Raw genomic sequence first — 19,385 nt, 5'->3', positions numbered from 1 at the left:
GAGTGGGTCGACGCTGGCAATCATCGGGACAGTGTCGATCCCGCAACGATGGAGATTATCGGAACCTACTCCTCGGGCGGAGTCGAAACCGCCAACCAGGCGATCAAGGTCGCCAAGGAGGTTTTCAAAAAGACCTCGTGGAAGTCAGATCGTTCTGCGCGTGCCAGGGTGCTGAACTCCATGGCCGACGCGTTTGAGCGCCACGCGGAGGAAATTGTTACGGCCGTTTCAGCGGAGGTCGGCAAAGTTACGGCACACGCACGCTTTGAAACCGGCATCGTCCCTCACACGCTTCGCTTCAATGCGGCACTTGCGCTGACGGACCACGGCCGAGTCGCCGAGATTCAGCCGGGTTCGCTCGACATGGTCATTCGGCAAGCCGCGGGTGTGGCGGGCATCATCGCCCCATGGAACTCGCCGGTGGCTCTTTCCGTACGCTCGCTTGCGCCGGCGCTTGCCGCGGGTGCAACGGTGGTCATGATGCTGCCGCGGCAGACCGCGCAGGTGAACTCGTTGCTGGCTCAGGTCATTTCTGAAGTGGAAGGTCTGCCCAAGGGCGTCGTGAATATCATCACGGGCGGTCAGGATGTCAGTCACGCCATCATCATCTCGCCGGACGTGCCGGTCATCAGCTTCACCGGCAGTAGCAAGACGGGCCGCGCCATATCCGCCGATGCCTCCGCAGACCTGAAGCGTCTTGGTCTGGAACTCGGCGGGAAGTCACCCATGCTCCTGTTTGCCGATGCAGACCTCGATGCAGCGATCCCCGCGTTGGTCACCGCCCTCACCGTGTTCACCGGTCAGTTCTGCATGACGATCAGTAGAGTTCTGGTCGATCGTAAGATCGCAGACCGTGTGCGCGTCGAGCTTGCCAAACAGCTTGACGCCGTAATCGTCGGGCCGGCCACTGACCCAACCAGCCAAATGGGCCCTATCATCGACAAGCCGAACGTCGAACGCATCGACAAAATGGTCGAGGATGCCATCGCGGCGGGAGCCAAAGTGATTTTGCGCGGCGGCCCGATTCGTGATGGTGCGTTGGCGAAGGGTGCGTTCTACAAGCCAACCTTACTCGAGGTCACCACCTCGGCGTTGGAAATCGTGCAGAAAGAAGTTTTCGGTCCTGTACTTACCATGCAGGTCTTCGACACGGAAGAGGAAGCGATCGGCCTTGCCAACGACAGTGAGTTTGGGCTCTGCGCAAGTGTCTGGTCACGCGACGTTGATCGCCCTCTGCGCGTCGCACGCGAACTCGATTCGGGCACCGTTGGGTGAACGATTGGGCAGTCCTATACGACCAGTTCGAAGAAGGCGGCTTTAAGCAGAGCGGCCAGGGTCGTATGCGCGGCGTGGCCGTGCTCGACGATTTCATCGAGTACAAACACATCTCCATGAAACCCGGAACTGTTTCTCAGTAGCCCGGATAACTGACTTCTGCAACCAGAAAGGGTCGTGAGAGTAACGATGAAAGCCATCCGTTTCAACAGCTACGGCGAGCCGTCCGTTCTTCAATCGATTGATCTACCGAAGCCTCAATTGAAATCAGATGAGGTGCTGGTGCAAGTCCATGCCTCGGCTATCAATCCCAGTGATATCAAGAACGTTGCCGGAGTCTTCCACGCAACCTTGCCACGGATTCCGGGCCGGGATTTTGCGGGCGTGGTAGTCGAGGGCCCAAAGCATCTCGGTGAGCACGTATGGGGTAGTGGCGCTGGATTCGGGGTGGTACGCGACGGAACCCATGCAGAATATGTTGCCGTTCGGATGGACGCGTTGGCACTGAAACCCGGGCATCTTTCCATGAGCGAGGCGGCAGCCATCGGTATCCCTTTCTTGGCGGCTTGGATGGGCCTCGAAGCGGCTCAAGTGCTTCCGGGAGAAACAGTCTTTGTTACAGGTGCGGCGGGCTCGGTCGGTCGGGCTGTCATTCAGATTGCGCGCTGGAAGAAAGCTCGCGTATTTGGCCTCGTTCGTCCGGATCAGAAAACGGAAGCAGACCAGGCTGTGATTCAACAGGGCGACAGCCTGAGCGCTCAGATCAAGGAACTGACAGGCGGCAAGGGGGTCGATATATCCATCGACTGCGTCGGATCCTTATTCGAAGAATGTGCTGAGTCGCTTAAAAGAGGAGGTCGACAGATTGCGTTGACAGCCGCTGGCGATGGCCGTGTGAGTTTCAACTTGACGGACTTCTACCACGAACTCAAGAAGCTCATAGGCATTGACACTATGAAGCTGAGTGATTCGCAGATTGCCGGCATGCTAGAAGCAATGCGTCCCGGTTTCGAGTCAGGTGCCTTGATGCCTCCTGAGTTCGACGAGTCCCCGTTTTCAGATGCGGTCAGCGTCTATACGGCCGTTGTAAGCAAGGCCAAACAGAAGAAGCAGATCTTGCGAATGGTTTCGTAGATCGCGCAACCCACAAACGAAGCACTGCTTCAACGCGAGCGAGAGGAACACATGACCCAAAATCAAGCTGACAATACACAGCAACTGACTGAGTTGATACAGAACTGGGCTCTCTGGCGCGATGCTGGCCGCTGGGAGCGCTTCCGCACTGTGTGGCATAATGATGGCCGCATGATGGCCACGTGGTTCCAAGGCACTGCGGACGAGTTCATCGAAGCTAACAAGGAGGGTTGGAGCAAAGGAGTTGTGATTCTCCACTTCCTTGGCGGCTCGACAATCGATCTCGCGGGTGACCGCGCCGTCGCACAGACCAAGATGACTATCTCGCAAAGAGGACTTGTCGACGGTGTACTCTGCGACGTTGTCTGTACGGGGCGTTTCTACGATTTTTTCGAGCGGCGCAGCGGTCGTTGGGGTTTTGTCCTTCGCCAGCCCATCTATGAGAAGGATCGAATGGACCCCGTAGACCCAGGCACCCCCTTACATCTCGATCAGGATCTGCTCATGAGCTTTCCAGAGGGCTATCGTTATCTAGCCTATCTCCAGACTCGCGTCGGTTATGACGTTAAGAAATCCATGCCTGGCCTCAAAGGGGCGGAGGTTGAAGAACTCTACCGTCGCGGAGACAAATGGCTTTCTCAGGCTGACTTCGACCTCTGGAGTGTCTCTTGGGTCTAACCGGGAGTATCGAAGAGCCAACCGATTCTCGGGATACTGCACATCCGCGTCCAGACGCTGCCCGCGGATCTGGAAAGGGTGACCCCTTGCTTCGTCTGGTCGATACACCGAGCGCTGTACCTATTCTCTATCCATCCGTCCATGCGGGAGCTCTGTTATTGGCTGCTTTCCGTCTTTAATGCCGAAGGCGAGTCATTGGCGATTGGTCAAACGAGAACCCGCGTTAGGTGTCCCGATAGGCCAGATCCTGGATTTGCTCGATGTTTAGCTTCTGAGTGTTCCGGGATGGACTTCAGAAGCTGTTCGGTGAATGGATTGACGCTCTCATAGGCCATGGGGATCACCCTCGCTCGCTAGTCGGTTGTTGTTGGCGTACGAACGGGCAGCTGTACTTTTTTGTGGGCGAAGCTCGCCCAGTTACGGTATTCAATGCTGAAGTGGTGCAGGTGCCGTTGCAGCAGTTCAGGCGGCGCTGCGGCGGCAGATGACTCGTGAGTTTCATGTGCAGGCCGTCCTTGTCGTCATGGAATTCCCGCATGGAATAACCGACCCGCGTTCCTTCCGCATCTACGATCTCCGCAGCAAAGTGGACCGGGAATCGCTGATCCCACGCGGATGGAACCTCCGCTTCTTCCGCTAGACGGCGATAGAAAATGTGCCACGGCAGTTCGGTTTCGCCAACGTTTTCGATCACCTCAATGCTGTCGCTCACGGGATGATTGATGAAGTGTTCGGGATGGCCGGCACGCAGTTCAACCTCCCAACTCTCCGACATGGCATTGGCATACCATTGCCGAAAACCAGACGCGCTAGGACCAGGCACAAGCAGCTCGACCGCACCCGTTTGCCACGCGCCTGCGGATGCTTTGACCCAATCTCGCACGCGGGCGGTCATCGTCAATAGATCATCTCTTAGGAGTTCTCGCATAGCGTCGTTGCCGATCTTCTGCTTCAGATAAGTAAGCGCGTGGCGCGATCTCGCAAGTTCGTCGTTAAGGATGTCCTGATTCGAGAGCTTCTGTGTACCGATCATGGCCGCAGCCAAGAATCCAATACTGTCCAACATGATGTTCTCCGTTTCAATCAATGAACAGCATTGCGATCCTTAGGCTTCTTCGCGGAAGAAGCGCAGAAGTTCCTCGACGAGGCGCTCCGGCTGCTCTTCGGCCAGGTAGTGGCCGCAATCTTTGATCATCACGGCTCGCATGCGTTTCACTAAGGGACGGATTTCGCCCTCAAGATCCGCACCGAAGCTCGCGGTACCGCCGACCGTCAGCACCGGCATCGGCAGCTTTGTCTTGGCGTTCACGCGGTTGTGCTCTGCGTCGATCTTGTGCGCGCGGAAGTAAGCGATGCCTGCGTGCAACGCACCGGGTGCCGCAAGCCGGTCTGCATAACCGTCCAGCACGTCATCCTCAAGAGCGGCGGCGTTGTAGGCCTGCTGCCGCATGAAATGGCAGACGAACATCTTCTCGCGCCCGGTAATCAATGCTTCGGCAAGCCCGTTCGGCGCCTCAAAGAGCGGCAGGTGATACATGCGCGGGTACTTGTCGGCGTCATACAATTTTTCGAGACCGAGACCCGGAAGGGCGGCCTCCATCAAGACTAGGCGCTTCACCTCGGACGGAAACGCGGAAGCATAGGCATAGCCAACCATCATCCCGACGTCGTGACTGACGAGGTTGATCGGACCAAGCCCGAGTTGATGAACGAGCTGGTGCACATCCTCGGCTACCGTTCGCTTGTCGTAGCCAGTATCCGGCCGGTCGGAGGCGCCGAACCCTCGAAGGTCGGGCGCGAGGACGGTGTAGTGTTCCGCCAACGCGGGCATGGTTTTGCGCCAGGCGTTTGATGTCTCGGGAAAGCCATGCAGAAGCACGACAGGTTCGCCGGAGCCGGCCATCCGGTAATATATCCGGATGCCATTGACATCGGCCCTACCGAAAGTCATCGGGCAAGAGTCCGACTGAATGTTTGCCATAATCACTTCCTTCGCTCAGTAGGATGGGTTTATCTAGAAGACACAAAGCAGGCGTTCCGAACGGCGTTGTTGACGTTCCCGGGGATCTGTAAGGGCCCTTCGCCTCTAACTTGGCCAATCGAGAGCCGGTTTGCGAGAACCGCTTTGGGACGACGCCGTTACGTCATCGAGCAGCTTGGCCAGCCGCACCGCGTGTTGAAAGTCAGGAGCAGTCCAAGTCCCTGAGAAAATGTCGTTCCGCAACGCGACGTACATACCAGCGACATTAGCAGCTTGTGCCGACATTGCACTGACCTCGCCTTCATCGACCGATTCGGGCTCGCCTCGCAAGCTGACCGTGAGCCTTCCCGACTGGAATCCGCGCACCGCGCCGCCGTCCAGACTCAGCGAACCGTCCTCCCCATCTACTTCCAAGCGCAGTGTGACCGCCTTGGGTTGCCGGCCACCAGCTACTTCCAGAGACAGTGCAGCCCCGGCACCGAAACGAGCCTGTGTAAGCAGGTGGTCGGGCGTTGACCTGGCCTGTTCGGTCTTCGACTCGCCGACCGCAACCTGCGGAAATTGCGTCGTCGCCAAGGCGGTAAGGTCCTCAAAGGGGCCCAGTACGGCAATGGCAAAGTCCAGGGTATGCGCGCCCTGGATGGTCAGCAGCGTGACACCATTTGCGGCCTCCTCGCTAAAGCCCATTCCCGCTTCCACCTTCGGCCCAAAGGCCGCCGTGGTCGATAAGACTCGAGCGGCGAGCGGGCGGCCGATCGCCCCTGACGAGAGCAAGGCACGAGCACGAAGCATTGCCGGATTCAGCCGACTCTGCAGCCCTATGAGCGCATGAACCTTTGCTGCCTTCGCTGCGGCCGCCAGTTCCTTTGTTTCGGCAAGGTTGCGGCCCAGAGGCCATTCGCAATAGATGTGCTTGCCGGCGTTGAGCGCCGCGAGCACCAAACCCCGATGATCCGGAACCTTTACCGCAATCGTTACGATGTCGACGGCCGGGTCCTTGATCAAGTCTTTGCCGTCTGCATAGCCCTTTGTGGCCCCGAAGGCTTTCGCAGCGGCATCGGCTTTTGATTGGCTGCCTGAAGCTACGGCTACCAAATCCAATCCGGCAAGGCCCTGTACCGCGGGTATGTGGGAGATTTTCGCCCATCCGCGGTCTGCGCTTGCGCCGATAATTCCTACCCCTAACGGTTCTGCCATATCGAATCCCTCGCCCTTGCCTTGTGGTCTCTAGCTTTGGCGTTCAGCGGCTCGAAGACCAGGATGCCGCTCCGTGGTTGACTCTTTTACTAAGCTAACTAAATCGCAAGTATGCGTCCAATATGCGTTTCCGGCATTCCGATATGATGGGAGTGATGAACAACCAACTAGAAATGCGACATCTTCGCCTCTTTCTGGCCGTTGCCGAAACGCTTCATGTGGGACGCGCCGCAAACAAGCTGGGCGTGGCCCAGCCAAACCTAAGCCAACAGATCGGGCGAATCGAACGGATGGTCGGTCATCCTCTTTTCAAGCGGCACCCCAAAGGAGTGCAACTGACTTTGACCGGTGTCTTCCTCCAGCGCCGAGCAGCGAGCCTTGAGCAGAATCTCAGCGCAACTATTGAAACTGCACGGAAGATCGGGAGAGGAGAAGCAGGCAATCTTGTGATTGGATTCTGCGGTTCTGCCATGATGAACCGCATCTCGACTCCTATAGGGGATTTCCGAAGGGCCTACCCTGATGTCGCTCTGGAACTTCGCGAGCTTCATGTCAATCAGCAGAGAAGTCAGCTGGCGGAAGGCATGCTGGACATCTGCTTTATGCGCGACGGGGAAGGTATGGATGGCCTGAGCATGAAGACGCTTCTTCGAGAGCCCTATGTTGCCATCCTCTCGAAGCAGCATCCACTTGCTGCGGAGAAACGCATTAGGCCTGAGTCGCTTGCGAAGGAACCATTCGTCTTCTTCCCTCCAACCCTAGCTAAACTCGCATATGAGCGGACCATTGACATGTGCATTTCACATGGATTCAAACCAAATATTGTCCAGGAAGCTCCTCAGTGGACCACCATGGCAATGCTTATCGGGGCCGGATTGGGAGTTTCACTCGCTCCCAGAAGTGTTGCTGCTATTCCTGTACCTGGAGTTGTATTCATCCCGGTGATCTCACAAGCCCGGACGTCGATTGATGCCGCATTTCGTTCCGAAAATTCGAACGCTTCAGTCAAGCTACTGCTCAGCGGAGTGCTCAAACACATGAAAACTCATGGTGATGAGCCGTCTGGAGTGCCACTTAGCTAAGAAAAGAAATTTTCGAAAACTGCAGATGCATGGTTTTCAGGACGGCGCGGCCGGAGTATTTTGCGCCGGCGACGTTCGCCACGGCTCCATCAAACGCGTCGCCAGCGGCGTTGGCGAAGGCAGCATGTCAATTTCCTTGATCCACGAGTATCTGCCGCTTAAAGGCGAGCCTAGCCTCGCACCGTAGTCTCTCGCTGATCCTCCACATTGCTACGGCAACGTGCGCGAGATCGCGCCAGGTGGGACAGGATAGTCGGACGCACCTCCCCCTTTACGGGTCCCTACACCAAACTTCAGAAATTGTAGGCTAAGGCGCTGTGTTGAGCACCGCCAGTTTCCGGCAAGCCGTATCGGGGCTAGTCTTTCGCTCCCAGCCCCCGGAACGCAACTGCTAGAAGTCTTTTCACACGCGCCTCTCCGGCTGCGTTTGGCGGGATTCGCCACAGTAGTCCGACAAGCACAAGGAAGTCTTCGGGATCCGCTCCGGGACGGATCTCACCTGAACCCTCACAGGCCTCCATCAACTGATGGACCGCACCCAACATAGGCCCGTAGATTTCCTGGTTTTCCTGCTCCGATGTAGCGGCGTGGACGATGTCTGCAACCCCATATTTCATTCGTCCGAATTTGGCGAGACGATCACACCAACTGCGGAACGCGCGTAAAGGTGGCTGCTTGCTAAGGAGTACCGGAGCAAGCGCCACGAGGGTATCGATCTCCTTGCGATACACGCCGAGTACTAAAGACTCACGGCTTGGAAAGTGACGATATAGCGTGCCTGCGCCAACACCCGCCGTATTCGCTATCGAATTGAGGGAGGCAGCCGGATCGGCGGCTAGCGCATCGCGCGCCACATCCAAGATGCGATCCCGGTTTGCTTGCGCGTCTGCACGTAATGTCTCTTTGTCTGCCATCGCCCTTGACTAAGCGGAGAGTTCTCCGCTAAGCTCCTAATCTAACCGGAGAGTTATCCCTTTGTAGCCGGTTCTGAGGATCTATGCAATACAAAAAGTTAGGGCGCACCGGTCTCGACATCTCGCCAATCTGTATCGGCTGCATGGGGTTCGGTGAGCCTTCACGCTTATCCAAGCTGGTCACTCGACGAGGAAGCCAGCCGCTCACTCATCCGCCACGCCATAGAAGCAGGCATTAACTTCTTTGACACGGCCAACATGTACTCGAACGGAGGGAGCGAGGAAATCATAGGCAGAGCACTGAAGGAGTTCACCAACCGTGACAGTCTGGTGATCGCTACGAAACTTGCCGCTGCCACCCATGATGGTCCAAACGCCATCGGGCTTTCACGGAAGGCGATCATGACGGAGATCGATCACAGCCTAAGAAGGCTTGGAACCGATTACGTGGACCTATACCAGATTCATCGTCGGGATCAATTGACTCCGTGGGAGGAGACGTTGGAAGCACTTCACGACTTAGTGAAAATGGGTAAAGTCAGATATCTGGGTGCTTCTTCGATGAAGGCTTGGGAGTTCAGTAAAGCGCTGCACCTTCAGAAGGCGAACGCCTGGGCGCGTTTCGTTTCCTTGCAGGACACCTACAATCTCCTTGGGCGCGAAGAAGAACGCGAGATGCTCCCGCTTTGCACAGACGAAGGCGTCCAGACGATCGTGTACAGTCCGCTCGCACGAGGGATACTTGCCCGACCTTGGGGGGAGACAACGCTCCGATCAGAGAGTGAAGCTGCTGCTGGCCACAAGGATGAGACCAACGCAAAAAGTGACCAGGAGATCGTTAACGCGCTGACGGCAATCGCAAAGGAGTGCGGCGTCGGTCAGGCGAGCATCGCCTTGGCATGGCTGCGAAGCAAGCCCGTCGTGGCTGCGCCGATTGTTGGCGCGCTTAAGGCGAAACATATCGACGACGCCATCGCTGCGCTCTCAGTGAACCTGACCGACGACCAAATTGCCCGGCTGGAACTGCCTTATACGCCACGCATGGACTATCAGGGAGTTTCTGATCCGGTGATGTTGGCCCGTGCCGTAGAGGCCGCGACTGGCTTCAAATCGTCCGCGACCTGAAACCTCCCCACGAGCAGCTGTGAACGCGGTGCGCGGTCTGGCACCCCCTGTGTATCGCCGTAAACCTCGGTGGTCTGGTCAGAAACGCGCCCCGGAAGGAACTGGATCCGCGCATTCTTCTTATGGTCGTAGAATCCGTTTAGCGCGACCAGAAGTTCTTACTAAACGAACAGACTCGCTCATCGAGTGAGTCCTCACTTGAATCACACCGGCGGCCGAAACAGGGAGCGGTCTTCTAAACTGTCCTTTGACGAACAGCGAGCGCTCAAACTCTGGAATGATTCAAAAATGCTCACCCCGGCTGCAGCCAAAAGAAGAGTCCATTTACCTGCTCTGAGCCTCAGCGCAGGTGATTCCGGGGATCGAAGGGAAAGCTGCAATTAAGTCAGTGCCTTCTGGCCAGCAGAACGGACGTTGAGCCCGAGAAGTCCTAGGGCTGTATCTGGACCGCACGTTTGAGATGGCTGGACCTAGAACAGTCCTGTTGGGGTGCGGTTCGGATACAGCGACTTGAAGGAAGCCGCTTTGTCCGGGGCCTCTGGTCTATGGGAGTTGGATAGGCTTGAGGCGCTTGTGGCAGGGATGAACCTGGTGGTCCTGGTGTTTTGGAAGCTCTTGAGGTGGGAGTGGATGGCCACCGAAGAGAGTCGGACGGTGAGTGCATCTGTCTGTTGTCCTCGAAGAGTGTCCTTGAGTGTTCGTTGTGGCGTAGGACAGGCAGGGATGGTGAGGCACCAAGCCGATTCGAGGATGAGGTTGGAGGTTCATGCGGCTTGCCTGCGCGGGAGCGGTGGAGGGCGAACCATCAGTTGAGCCAAGGTGAGCCGTTCGACGACGTGCATGATTGCGCCGCAGTGTGGACACTTCGGAAGAGCGGTGGATCGTGCAGGTTCTTGAGGGGCATGCGCTGGCAGTCCTGATGAGCGCTCGAGCAGGCTGAAGCAGAGCGGCAGCAACGTAGCACGTTGTCGGTTCGCAAGGAAGCCGAAGTTGCGGATGCGGACGAAGCCGCGAGGCAGCAGGTGCAACAGGAAGCGACGCAGAAACTCGTCTACAGGAAGGCTCATGACTCGCTTCCTGTTGTTGTGCGCGGAGTCTCTCCAGCGGAAGCTGACCTGGCCATCGGATAGAGCGACCAGTCTGCTGTTGGAGATGCCGACGCGATGGGTGTAAGCGCCGAGATAGCGCAGGGCATGTTCCGGTCCGCCGAAGGGACGCTTGGAGTAGACGACCCAGTCGTGACGAAACAGGATTCTGAGCCTGGCGGCGAAGCTGCGTGGCTGGGCAAGCGATGCGAGTTGGCCGTGGAACTCGAGCTTGCCTTCTTGGAATGCGGCCTTCAGGCCGGCGACGAACTTGCCTCGGAAGACACGCCCGAGCACCTTGACTGGCAGGAAGAAGGATCGTTGGGAGGAGACCCAACCGGCGTGATCCGGTGCGAGACCGCCGGCGGCGATGACGCAGTGGACATGCGGATGATGCTGCAATCTTTGGTCCCAAGTGTGCAGCACGCTGAAGAAGCCGATCTCGGCTCCAAGGTGTCGCGGATCGCGAGCGACCTCCAGCAGCGTGGCGGCACTGGCGCGAAACAGCAGTCCATAGATCAACCGCTTGTTCTGGAGTGCGAGTGGTGCCAGTTCGCGCGGCATCGTGAACACGGCATGGACGTAGCGCGTGGGCAGCAGCTCGCGTTCGCGCTGCTGGAGCCAGCGGATGCGGGCGTTGCCCTGGCACCTGGGGCAGTGTCGGTTCCGGCACGAGTTGTAGGAGATGGCCGTGTGCCCGCAGCCGGAGCACTGGTCGCGATGGCCCCCGAGAGCGGCAGTGCGGCACCGGGTGATCGCGGTCAGCACCTTCTCATGCTGGCCGTTGATCCACCTGCGGCTGCGTTCGACGAAGCCCTGCCCAGCGTAGCGAACGATGTCGGCCATCTCCACAGAGGAGCGGCTCAGGCGCTTCGTAAGGCTTCTCCTGGTGTTCCAAGCTGAAGGGTGTCGAGCGGGCTGGAGGTTGCACTCAGATGCTTGCTGGAGAGGTGAAGATAGATCGTGGTCTCTTCGAGATCGCGATGACCGAGCAGGACCTGGATCGTGCGTAGGTCGGCTCCAGCTTCGAGCAGGTGCGTCGCAAAGCAGTGACGCAGGGTATGCGGATGGATGTGCTTGTGCTCCAAACCGGCGCGGAGCGCGGCCTGCTGGCACGCTGTCCACAGCACCTTGGTGGTAACCGGCCGGCTCGACGTATGCCACCGGTTGCCGGGAAACAGCCACTCGCTCGGCTTGTGCCGAAGTCCGCGCCAGTAGGTGCGCAGCGCTTCGAGCAGCGCCGGGCTCAGCATCACGTCGCGGTCCTTGCGTCCCTTGCCGCCGCGGATGTGCACCACCATCCGCCGGCTGTCGATGTCGGTCACCTTCAGCCGAGCCACCTCTGCCCGTCGCGCTCCTGTGGCATAGAGCGTCATGACTAGAATGCGTTGGAACGGGGTCTCGGTCGCATCGATCAGGCGAGCCACTTCCTGCTGGCTGAGGATCTCCGGAAGATGCAGCACCTTCTTCGGATAGGGCGTCTCGGCGGCGCTCCAACCGCGCTTCAGTACCTGGATGTAGAGGAAGCGCAACGCAGCCAGCCGTTGCGTGACCGTGTTGGGAGCCAGCTTCCAGGTACGGAACATGGCTGCCTGATACTCCCGGATGTGATCCAGGCCGAGCTGATCGGGTGGACGGTGAAAGTGCCGCGAGTAGTGCTCGACGGTGCGGATGTAAGCGCGAATCGTGGACGGAGCGTAGTTGCGGCGCTCCAACTCTTCCAGCATGATCTGACGTAGATGGGTCACAGAAATTCCTCCTTCTCTGCGACAAACGCTAGATCATCACCCCAACTGCTGGCCCAGCGCACGCGAATGCGTCCGCCGCACAGCGGCTTAGTTCAAGTCGCAGTAGCGGAAGAGATCGGCCTCCGAGCTGCCCGTTGGACCGCTGGGCGGTATCAACTGACCATAACGGCGTTCTCGGTTCGAACCATCTACGCTGCGGATGGTAGTCGTTTCCCAAACAATGAGTCGTTTCCCAAGCAATGAAGAGTGGAGCGCTTTTGGAACATCAGTGCTCAGAATGGCCGGTCTAGTCGGCCAGACGTTTGCACCTAGGAGAGCTTTATGAAAGACAGAATCACGCTTGTTGTTCGTTTCCGCATCGGGGCATCCGCACGTGAAGAGTTTCTTGCAAAGCTTCAAGATATTTTCACTAATATTGTGAAGGAAGATACCTTTGTGGAGGCTTCCGTAGTGCAGGACATAAGCGATCCCGAGAGCGTTCTGAACTACGAAGTCTGGAACGAAAGTCCAGAGTCCTTCATGAAGGAACAACTGAGCAAGCCTTATCGCGCAGATTTTGAAAAAATGATTGCCGATCTGAGGATCGAGCGCATCCCGGCTTGGTACTCGACAATCGCCAACTGGACTAAGGTGTAATGAGGCCGCTATTCGCAAGTCGCGATAGCGGAAGTTTCCGCTCAAGAGCCCCTGTAGGCGCGCCGACTCGCTGACTGGCGCGAGGCGCGTTTCTGAGGACTAACCTGATCGCGTCCACCCGAATTCTTCGAGTGTTGTTGGAAACCCATCACCGCCAATGTGGTCAATTTCTGTCGAATCGCCCGCCCGAGGCAAGAGCGAGCCAGTCGGTAGTTCAACGCATATCTCTGATCTGAGGCCTTATGACAACTACAATCGTATGGTTCAATCTCATCGCTTCTCTCGCTTCGGCTGCGTGGGCCGCAGTCACGCTGTTTCGTCCGGCCACTCTCTCCAATTCGCGACAGGTAACCGCAGGGGAAGAGTTCTACGTACGGATGTACGCGGCCCGCGCGCTTCCATTCGGGCTTGCAATCGGGGCGTTGCCATTCTGGGGAGGCGGAGTCGCTGTCATGTCAATACTCATAGCTGCTGCCTTCGTTCAAATTGCGGACATCTTCATTGCTGTCCAGAGAAAGAATCTAAGAATGATAGGGGGAGCTGCTGCTGGTGCAATTGCGCACTTGGCGTGTGCTTTCGTCCTTTACTGATCGCACCTATAGCTTCGCTAGCCTTGGCGCTTGGAGAAGATGAAGTTGTCAACGGCCACAGATTTTCTCCTTGGGTGAAGTTCGCCAGACACCGTTTCCGGGCAGCAACGGAGCCATGATGCCGAAGCCGATGAAGCCGGCATTACGATCAGGAATACCGAAACGAGCACTCTGGTCAGACCTTGCGATTGCGGTGGAGTCGTTGATTCCAAGTCTATCGTGATCCTATCTTTAGCTTTGAATGAGCCTGAAGCACGAAGTCGGCCGTGAGATGTGGCAGGGGCTGACGTGAAAAACGGTGAACGCCAGCCCCTGAGGATTAGATCTATTGGTCCGTAATGGCCCATTTGACTGCAGGCGAGTGAATGACGCCCGCAGTCAGGACACCACTGATCGTTTATGGAAGCGGGTTTTGTCCCATTCGCTGCTGGCCCATCGCAACCGACTCGCGCACAACGTCGAAGCCATACCGCAAGAGTTCCTGTTCGTAGGTTCCGAGTGCCTCCGCCAACGCCTTCTCTCCTCTAGCAACCGTCTTGAGCTGCCGTCCGAGAAACGCCGCGTCGCGCATCGCGAGGTTCGCTCCCCGGCCCAGCGTCGGGGTCATGGCGTGCACTGCGTCGCCTAGCAAGGTCACATTAGTGGGTGAGTCCAGCACTCCAGGCACGCTCGTGGACATGCCAACGATGAAGAACGATTCGCTATCTCCACCGCCGACGAAGTCTCGCGCCTTTTCCGGCCAGCCCTCAAGCATTTTGACAGCGACCGCCTGCAGATACTTGGGCGTAGCGCTGCGAAGTTCGGGGTGGCTCTGCGGAAAGAGTTCATGCCGCCCACCAACGATGCACACCACGTAGTTGTCACGCGGCTCAAGCGTCGCCGAGCGGAGAATCTCCTTTGCGGCAACATCTGGTTTTGTGGGAAATCTGACCGCACCCGTGCCGAGGAACAGCTTACGCTCGCCAATTGCAATGCCGAAGATGTCCTCCAACGCCTCAGGAGGCAGCAGCTTCTCCGCGAGCTCATAAGGCACGCGACCGTAGATGGCCTGCACTCCTGCATCCATGGTATTGAGTTGGGGTGCGCGCTGCGGACGAACGGCGGAATGAATACCGTCTGCACCGATCAATACGTGTCCGGTCGCACTGGTGCCGTCGGCGAAAGTCGCTACCACACCATCTGCCGTGGACTCATAGCTGGTGAGCTGCTTGTTGAAGTGACAGCAGCTCTCAAGCCCGATCAGCGCAATTCCGCGGAGGGTTCCGCGATCCACGTTGCAGTGAATCTTTTCGTCCGAAACGAACTCCGGCCAGTACTGCGGATCCTGTCCGTCGTCGGTTGGAATGCGCTTGGCAACGCTCAGGTCTGTCCTGAGAATGGTAGTGAACGGCTCGGTGCGCATAGCCGTTGCTTCGAAGAGTTGGTGGAGACTCGGGGGCAGCACTTCGCGGAGCGCATTCAACGCGTCTGCTTCCAAGTGCAAACGGTATCCTTGCGGACGATCCCACTGGCTCGAGTCCCGTTCGAAGATGTCTACATCAATGTGGGCTTTGCGGAGCGACTGGGCAAGGCAGAGACCGCCAAGTCCAGCTCCAACGATGAGTACTTTGATTTGAGGCATAAACGTCCCTTCTCCTCTCAGAGGAAGGGACGTACCGGTGACCGCACCCTTTTAGGGAGCGATGCCTGTACGAACGCTCTCGCGTCGCCCGGACTACCTACCGGGCCGTGGCTTTCGCACGTCCAACTCAAGCTTACACCTCACGGGGACGTATGAAGAATTAGCCGCTTTGTATGTGCTCGTGTCGCTAGCTATTCCCGGGGTGCTAGTGTCGTGAGGAAGACATCGACCTGTAATCTGACTAATTCTTCCATGTGCTTAACGTCTGACGCTGCATCCTTCAGCCCACGGAGCGAGAAGACCAGATTTCGTGCGACTTTTTCTGTTGGAAAACTTGTTGAGCGATTCTCATCCGATATGACTTCAATAAGAAAACGTATGAAGTCCTCATACATCTGTCGGACGGCCGGAAATCTGAGATCGAACAGATCTTTGGCATCCGGGTGCCGTTCGATCAGCTTAAGACCGTGTGTTGCCCAGTCCCCACAGAAATGCTGTAGCTTCGTTCGCAACGTTCTGAGCTTAGGCTGCATGTCACGGTACTGCTGAATGGTCTGTTGGCTTAGCTGATTGATCACTGCTGCAAAAAGATCGTCCTTGCTTGCAAATAGTTCATACAGCGTCGGTCGTGACAAATTTGCTGCAGCTGCGAGTTCGGCCATTGTGGTACGAGCGTATCCATAACGCAGGAATACCACAGATGCCGCCTCGACTGCGGCAGCTCTTCGCGCCTCCGCTCCGATTTGGGTGATCTTTTTCGGCATTTAGTGAGTCATAGTTCCGACACTTTGCATCATAATGTCTAAATGTCGTAGGTGCCTAGGCTAAGGGCATTTGCGAGGAGAATAGTCATGCCAGCTGTATTCGTCCATGGAGTACCCGACACCTTTCGGGTGTGGGATCCGCTCCGCAAGCATCTATCGCGACAGGACGTTGTTGCGTTGGCTCTCCCAGGCTTCAACGCGCCCCTCCCTACAAATTTCACAGCTACAAAGGAAGAATACGCGAATTGGATCATTCGCCAACTGGAAGAGATCGGCGAGCCAGTCGACCTTGTCGGTCACGACTGGGGTTGCATCTTGACGATGCGCGTGGCCACGCGCCGACCCGACCTAATTCGTTCCTGGGCGGCAGGCAGTGGCCCGGTCAGCGCGAAATACGAGTGGCATCCTCTCGCAAAAATATGGCAAACGTCTGGGGAGGGAGAAAAGTGGTTCAAAGAACTCGACCCTGCAAGCGTAGCCGCGCTCATGGTAGAAGCAGGGCTGCCAATCGACTCTGCAGAGGAGGCCGTCAGTCACATCGACCAGACGATGGGGGAGTGCATTCTCCATCTTTATCGCTCAGCGCTTCAGGTTGGAAAGGAATGGCAACCAGATCTCTCAAAGCTGCGCTCACCGGGCTTGGTCTTTTGGGGTGCGCAGGATACAGCGTGCCCCGCTGAGTACGCCGACGAATTGGCATCGAACGCCGGCGCCGACCGTGAGGTGAGACTCGATGCAGGTCACTGGCCCATCGTGGAGCGGAGTGTACAGGTGGCTGAAGCCTTGGAAGCTCATTGGAAATCAGCTAATAAGCAGTTGTCGAATTAAAGGAGCCTATCAATGCCATCATTAAAACTCGATCTCAAGAACGTCCTTGCCGCAGAAGCTAAGATCCCGAGCGGAACACCAGTAACCATGATCAACCTCGTGGAATTCTTCCGAGAAGCGCAGTATGACGATCCCAGTGAGAAGCCATGTTCCGGCATGGAAGCCTACATTCAGCGGTACGCTCCTGCATTCAACCATGTTGCTCAGGAACTCGGCATAGAAGGGATCGAGGTCGTGTACGTTGGATCCGTAGCTGCGACGATCCTAGGACCAGCCGAACCGAAATGGGATGCAGTAGCGGTCGTCCGCTACGCAAACTTCTCTGCCCTTCGAAAGATCACCGAGAGCTCCCTCTACTTTGAAAAAGCTGAACCACACCGTAAAGCCGCACTCAAAGCCTGGGAATTCATCGCAACATTCCAGCCGGAGGCGTGATCGAATGTGCAACTGCTTCTCGTCGGCAAAGCGCTGACGAGAAGCCGACTTGAACTAAGCCGCTGTGCGGCGGACGCATTCGCGTGCGCTGGGCCAGCAGTTGGGGTGATGATCTAGCGTTTGTCGCAGAGAAGGAGGAATTTCTGTGACCCATCTACGTCAGATCATGCTGGAAGAGTTGGAGCGCCGCAACTACGCTCCGTCCACGATTCGCGCTTACATCCGCACCGTCGAGCACTACTCGCGGCACTTTCACCGTCCACCCGATCAGCTCGGCCTGGATCACATCCGGGAGTATCAGGCAGCCATGTTCCGTACCTGGAAGCTGGCTCCCAACACGGTCACGCAACGGCTGGCTGCGTTGCGCTTCCTCTACATCCAGGTACTGAAGCGCGGTTGGAGCGCCGCCGAGACGCCCTATCCGAAGAAGGTGCTGCATCTTCCGGAGATCCTCAGCCAGCAGGAAGTGGCTCGCCTGATCGATGCGACCGAGACCCCGTTCCAACGCATTCTAGTCATGACGCTCTATGCCACAGGAGCGCGACGGGCAGAGGTGGCTCGGCTGAAGGTGACCGACATCGACAGCCGGCGGATGGTGGTGCACATCCGCGGCGGCAAGGGACGCAAGGACCGCGACGTGATGCTGAGCCCGGCGCTGCTCGAAGCGCTGCGCACCTACTGGCGCGGACTTCGGCACAAGCCGAGCGAGTGGCTGTTTCCCGGCAACCGGTGGCATACGTCGAGCCGGCCGGTTACCACCAAGGTGCTGTGGACAGCGTGCCAGCAGGCCGCGCTCCGCGCCGGTTTGGAGCACAAGCACATCCATCCGCATACCCTGCGTCACTGCTTTGCGACGCACCTGCTCGAAGCTGGAGCCGACCTACGCACGATCCAGGTCCTGCTCGGTCATCGCGATCTCGAAGAGACCACGATCTATCTTCACCTCTCCAGCAAGCATCTGAGTGCAACCTCCAGCCCGCTCGACACCCTTCAGCTTGGAACACCAGGAGAAGCCTTACGAAGCGCCTGAGCCGCTCCTCTGTGGAGATGGCCGACATCGTTCGCTACGCTGGGCAGGGCTTCGTCGAACGCAGCCGCAGGTGGATCAACGGCCAGCATGAGAAGGTGCTGACCGCGATCACCCGGTGCCGCACTGCCGCTCTCGGGGGCCATCGCGACCAGTGCTCCGGCTGCGGGCACACGGCCATCTCCTACAACTCGTGCCGGAACCGACACTGCCCCAGGTGCCAGGGCAACGCCCGCATCCGCTGGCTCCAGCAGCGCGAACGCGAGCTGCTGCCCACGCGCTACGTCCATGCCGTGTTCACGATGCCGCGCGAACTGGCACCACTCGCACTCCAGAACAAGCGGTTGATCTATGGACTGCTGTTTCGCGCCAGTGCCGCCACGCTGCTGGAGGTCGCTCGCGATCCGCGACACCTTGGAGCCGAGATCGGCTTCTTCAGCGTGCTGCACACTTGGGACCAAAGATTGCAGCATCATCCGCATGTCCACTGCGTCATCGCCGCCGGCGGTCTCGCACCGGATCACGCCGGTTGGGTCTCCTCCCAACGATCCTTCTTCCTGCCAGTCAAGGTGCTCGGGCGTGTCTTCCGAGGCAAGTTCGTCGCCGGCCTGAAGGCCGCATTCCAAGAAGGCAAGCTCGAGTTCCACGGCCAACTCGCATCGCTTGCCCAGCCACGCAGCTTCGCCGCCAGGCTCAGAATCCTGTTTCGTCACGACTGGGTCGTCTACTCCAAGCGTCCCTTCGGCGGACCGGAACATGCCCTGCGCTATCTCGGCGCTTACACCCATCGCGTCGGCATCTCCAACAGCAGACTGGTCGCTCTATCCGATGGCCAGGTCAGCTTCCGCTGGAGAGACTCCGCGCACAACAACAGGAAGCGAGTCATGAGCCTTCCTGTAGACGAGTTTCTGCGTCGCTTCCTGTTGCACCTGCTGCCTCGCGGCTTCGTCCGCATCCGCAACTTCGGCTTCCTTGCGAACCGACAACGTGCTACGTTGCTGCCGCTCTGCTTCAGCCTGCTCGAGCGCTCATCAGGACTGCCAGCGCATGCCCCTCAAGAACCTGCACGATCCACCGCTCTTCCGAAGTGTCCACACTGCGGCGCAATCATGCACGTCGTCGAACGGCTCACCTTGGCTCAACTGATGGTTCGCCCTCCACCGCTCCCGCGCAGGCAAGCCGCATGAACCTCCAACCTCATCCTCGAATCGGCTTGGTGCCTCACCATCCCTGCCTGTCCTACGCCACAACGAACACTCAAGGAC

At 57.9% G+C, this 19,385-nt stretch carries 19 protein-coding genes and 1 pseudogene; 12 read left to right on the top strand and 8 right to left on the bottom strand.

Going from position 1 to position 19,385, the window contains the following annotated elements; all coding sequences use genetic code 11:
• Nucleotides 1-48 precede the first annotated feature (48 nt).
• From ACPOL_RS12965 to ACPOL_RS12955, 3 genes and pseudogenes are all read left to right on the top strand, one after another.
• Nucleotides 49-1,418: pseudogene (locus tag ACPOL_RS12965) on the top strand (aldehyde dehydrogenase family protein).
• Between the two features lie 46 nt (nt 1,419-1,464).
• Nucleotides 1,465-2,409, top strand: coding sequence for a quinone oxidoreductase family protein (locus ACPOL_RS12960; RefSeq protein WP_114207434.1), 945 nt, complete (start codon nt 1,465-1,467; stop codon nt 2,407-2,409).
• 51 nt (nt 2,410-2,460) lie between these two features.
• The gene (locus ACPOL_RS12955) at nt 2,461-3,087 is read left to right on the top strand and encodes a nuclear transport factor 2 family protein (RefSeq protein ID WP_114207433.1); all 627 of its coding nucleotides are present in this window, start codon (nt 2,461-2,463) and stop codon (nt 3,085-3,087) included.
• 340 nt (nt 3,088-3,427) lie between these two features.
• Here the strand turns inward: ACPOL_RS12955 and ACPOL_RS12950 are convergent, their stop codons facing one another.
• The 3 genes from ACPOL_RS12950 to ACPOL_RS12940 form a co-directional block, all read right to left on the bottom strand.
• Nucleotides 3,428-4,153, bottom strand: coding sequence for a hypothetical protein (locus ACPOL_RS12950; protein WP_114207432.1), 726 nt, complete (start codon nt 4,151-4,153; stop codon nt 3,428-3,430).
• Nucleotides 4,154-4,192: 39 nt separating this feature from the next.
• Nucleotides 4,193-5,068: an alpha/beta fold hydrolase gene (locus ACPOL_RS12945; protein WP_201759188.1), complete on the bottom strand. Its 876-nt coding sequence runs from the start codon at nt 5,066-5,068 to the stop codon at nt 4,193-4,195.
• Between the two features lie 105 nt (nt 5,069-5,173).
• Entirely contained in the window at nt 5,174-6,265 is a 1,092-nt protein-coding gene (locus ACPOL_RS12940) for a Gfo/Idh/MocA family protein (RefSeq protein ID WP_114207431.1), read from the bottom strand.
• Nucleotides 6,266-6,420: 155 nt separating this feature from the next.
• Between ACPOL_RS12940 and ACPOL_RS12935 the strand changes: the two genes are divergently transcribed.
• On the top strand, nt 6,421-7,347 hold the full coding sequence (locus tag ACPOL_RS12935; RefSeq protein WP_114210809.1) for a LysR family transcriptional regulator: 927 nt from the start codon (nt 6,421-6,423) through the stop codon (nt 7,345-7,347).
• A 25-nt stretch (nt 7,348-7,372) separates the two neighbouring features.
• The gene (locus tag ACPOL_RS33150) at nt 7,373-7,534 is read left to right on the top strand and encodes a hypothetical protein (protein ID WP_161557326.1); all 162 of its coding nucleotides are present in this window, start codon (nt 7,373-7,375) and stop codon (nt 7,532-7,534) included.
• Between the two features lie 169 nt (nt 7,535-7,703).
• On the opposite strand, the gene ACPOL_RS12930 is transcribed toward ACPOL_RS33150, so the two are convergent.
• On the bottom strand, nt 7,704-8,261 hold the full coding sequence (locus ACPOL_RS12930) for a TetR/AcrR family transcriptional regulator (protein ID WP_114207430.1): 558 nt from the start codon (nt 8,259-8,261) through the stop codon (nt 7,704-7,706).
• A 153-nt stretch (nt 8,262-8,414) separates the two neighbouring features.
• Between ACPOL_RS12930 and ACPOL_RS12925 the strand changes: the two genes are divergently transcribed.
• Nucleotides 8,415-9,386 (top strand): aldo/keto reductase, encoded by a 972-nt coding sequence (locus ACPOL_RS12925; RefSeq protein WP_236657450.1) that lies wholly within the window; start codon nt 8,415-8,417, stop codon nt 9,384-9,386.
• Between the two features lie 764 nt (nt 9,387-10,150).
• Here the strand turns inward: ACPOL_RS12925 and ACPOL_RS12920 are convergent.
• Both ACPOL_RS12920 and ACPOL_RS12915 read right to left on the bottom strand, forming a co-directional pair.
• Nucleotides 10,151-11,338, bottom strand: coding sequence for an IS91 family transposase (locus ACPOL_RS12920; protein ID WP_114210808.1), 1,188 nt, complete (start codon nt 11,336-11,338; stop codon nt 10,151-10,153).
• A complete protein-coding gene (locus ACPOL_RS12915) occupies nt 11,335-12,219 on the bottom strand; it encodes a tyrosine-type recombinase/integrase (protein ID WP_114207423.1) in 885 nt (294 codons plus the stop codon). Before ACPOL_RS12915 ends, ACPOL_RS12920 begins: the two co-directional genes overlap by 4 nt.
• Before the next feature lie 321 nt (nt 12,220-12,540).
• Here ACPOL_RS12915 and ACPOL_RS12910 point away from each other — a divergent pair, with 321 nt between their 5' ends.
• Together ACPOL_RS12910 and ACPOL_RS12905 are read left to right on the top strand one after the other, a co-directional pair.
• The gene (locus ACPOL_RS12910; protein ID WP_114207429.1) at nt 12,541-12,855 is read left to right on the top strand and encodes a putative quinol monooxygenase; all 315 of its coding nucleotides are present in this window, start codon (nt 12,541-12,543) and stop codon (nt 12,853-12,855) included.
• Between the two features lie 242 nt (nt 12,856-13,097).
• Nucleotides 13,098-13,445: a hypothetical protein gene (locus ACPOL_RS12905; protein ID WP_114207428.1), complete on the top strand. Its 348-nt coding sequence runs from the start codon at nt 13,098-13,100 to the stop codon at nt 13,443-13,445.
• A 397-nt stretch (nt 13,446-13,842) separates the two neighbouring features.
• On the opposite strand, the gene ACPOL_RS12900 is transcribed toward ACPOL_RS12905, so the two are convergent.
• Both ACPOL_RS12900 and ACPOL_RS12895 read right to left on the bottom strand, forming a co-directional pair.
• The gene (locus ACPOL_RS12900) at nt 13,843-15,066 is read right to left on the bottom strand and encodes an FAD-dependent oxidoreductase (RefSeq protein WP_114207427.1); all 1,224 of its coding nucleotides are present in this window, start codon (nt 15,064-15,066) and stop codon (nt 13,843-13,845) included.
• 191 nt (nt 15,067-15,257) lie between these two features.
• The gene (locus ACPOL_RS12895; RefSeq protein ID WP_114207426.1) at nt 15,258-15,830 is read right to left on the bottom strand and encodes a TetR/AcrR family transcriptional regulator; all 573 of its coding nucleotides are present in this window, start codon (nt 15,828-15,830) and stop codon (nt 15,258-15,260) included.
• 87 nt (nt 15,831-15,917) lie between these two features.
• Here ACPOL_RS12895 and ACPOL_RS12890 point away from each other — a divergent pair, with 87 nt between their 5' ends.
• From ACPOL_RS12890 to ACPOL_RS12875, 4 genes are all read left to right on the top strand, one after another.
• Nucleotides 15,918-16,658 carry an alpha/beta fold hydrolase gene (locus ACPOL_RS12890; RefSeq protein WP_114207425.1) on the top strand — a complete coding sequence of 247 codons (741 nt, stop codon included), beginning with the start codon at nt 15,918-15,920 and terminating at the stop codon, nt 16,656-16,658.
• 12 nt (nt 16,659-16,670) lie between these two features.
• A complete protein-coding gene (locus ACPOL_RS12885) occupies nt 16,671-17,093 on the top strand; it encodes a hypothetical protein (RefSeq protein ID WP_114207424.1) in 423 nt (140 codons plus the stop codon).
• Nucleotides 17,094-17,238: 145 nt separating this feature from the next.
• Complete coding sequence (locus ACPOL_RS12880) at nt 17,239-18,123, top strand: tyrosine-type recombinase/integrase (protein ID WP_114207423.1); 885 nt, start codon at nt 17,239-17,241, stop codon at nt 18,121-18,123.
• Nucleotides 18,120-19,307, top strand: a complete 1,188-nt coding sequence (locus ACPOL_RS12875; RefSeq protein ID WP_114210808.1) for an IS91 family transposase — start codon at nt 18,120-18,122, stop codon at nt 19,305-19,307. The genes ACPOL_RS12880 and ACPOL_RS12875 overlap by 4 nt, the downstream gene beginning before the upstream one ends.
• Nucleotides 19,308-19,385: the final 78 nt, after the last annotated feature.

The sequence above is a fragment of the Acidisarcina polymorpha genome (assembly GCF_003330725.1).
In the GTDB taxonomy this organism is placed as follows: Bacteria; Acidobacteriota; Terriglobia; order Terriglobales; family Acidobacteriaceae; genus Acidisarcina; species Acidisarcina polymorpha.
The sequence above is the reverse complement of the archived record's forward strand: the minus strand, read 5'-3'. Positions and strand labels throughout refer to the sequence as shown.

Bases quoted from the DNA above. Each gene is read 5' to 3' on its own strand.
- ACPOL_RS12960 (WP_114207434.1), top strand. From the start codon at position 1,465: ATGAAAGCCATCCGTTTCAACAGCTACGGCGAGCCGTCCGTTCTTCAA.
- ACPOL_RS12955 (WP_114207433.1), top strand. From the start codon at position 2,461: ATGACCCAAAATCAAGCTGACAATACACAGCAACTGACTGAGTTGATA.
- ACPOL_RS12950 (WP_114207432.1), bottom strand. From the start codon at position 4,153: ATGTTGGACAGTATTGGATTCTTGGCTGCGGCCATGATCGGTACACAG.
- ACPOL_RS12945 (WP_201759188.1), bottom strand. From the start codon at position 5,068: ATGGCAAACATTCAGTCGGACTCTTGCCCGATGACTTTCGGTAGGGCC.
- ACPOL_RS12940 (WP_114207431.1), bottom strand. From the start codon at position 6,265: ATGGCAGAACCGTTAGGGGTAGGAATTATCGGCGCAAGCGCAGACCGC.
- ACPOL_RS12935 (WP_114210809.1), top strand. From the start codon at position 6,421: ATGAACAACCAACTAGAAATGCGACATCTTCGCCTCTTTCTGGCCGTT.
- ACPOL_RS33150 (WP_161557326.1), top strand. From the start codon at position 7,373: ATGCATGGTTTTCAGGACGGCGCGGCCGGAGTATTTTGCGCCGGCGAC.
- ACPOL_RS12930 (WP_114207430.1), bottom strand. From the start codon at position 8,261: ATGGCAGACAAAGAGACATTACGTGCAGACGCGCAAGCAAACCGGGAT.
- ACPOL_RS12910 (WP_114207429.1), top strand. From the start codon at position 12,541: ATGAAAGACAGAATCACGCTTGTTGTTCGTTTCCGCATCGGGGCATCC.
- ACPOL_RS12905 (WP_114207428.1), top strand. From the start codon at position 13,098: ATGACAACTACAATCGTATGGTTCAATCTCATCGCTTCTCTCGCTTCG.
- ACPOL_RS12900 (WP_114207427.1), bottom strand. From the start codon at position 15,066: ATGCCTCAAATCAAAGTACTCATCGTTGGAGCTGGACTTGGCGGTCTC.
- ACPOL_RS12895 (WP_114207426.1), bottom strand. From the start codon at position 15,830: ATGCCGAAAAAGATCACCCAAATCGGAGCGGAGGCGCGAAGAGCTGCC.
- ACPOL_RS12890 (WP_114207425.1), top strand. From the start codon at position 15,918: ATGCCAGCTGTATTCGTCCATGGAGTACCCGACACCTTTCGGGTGTGG.
- ACPOL_RS12885 (WP_114207424.1), top strand. From the start codon at position 16,671: ATGCCATCATTAAAACTCGATCTCAAGAACGTCCTTGCCGCAGAAGCT.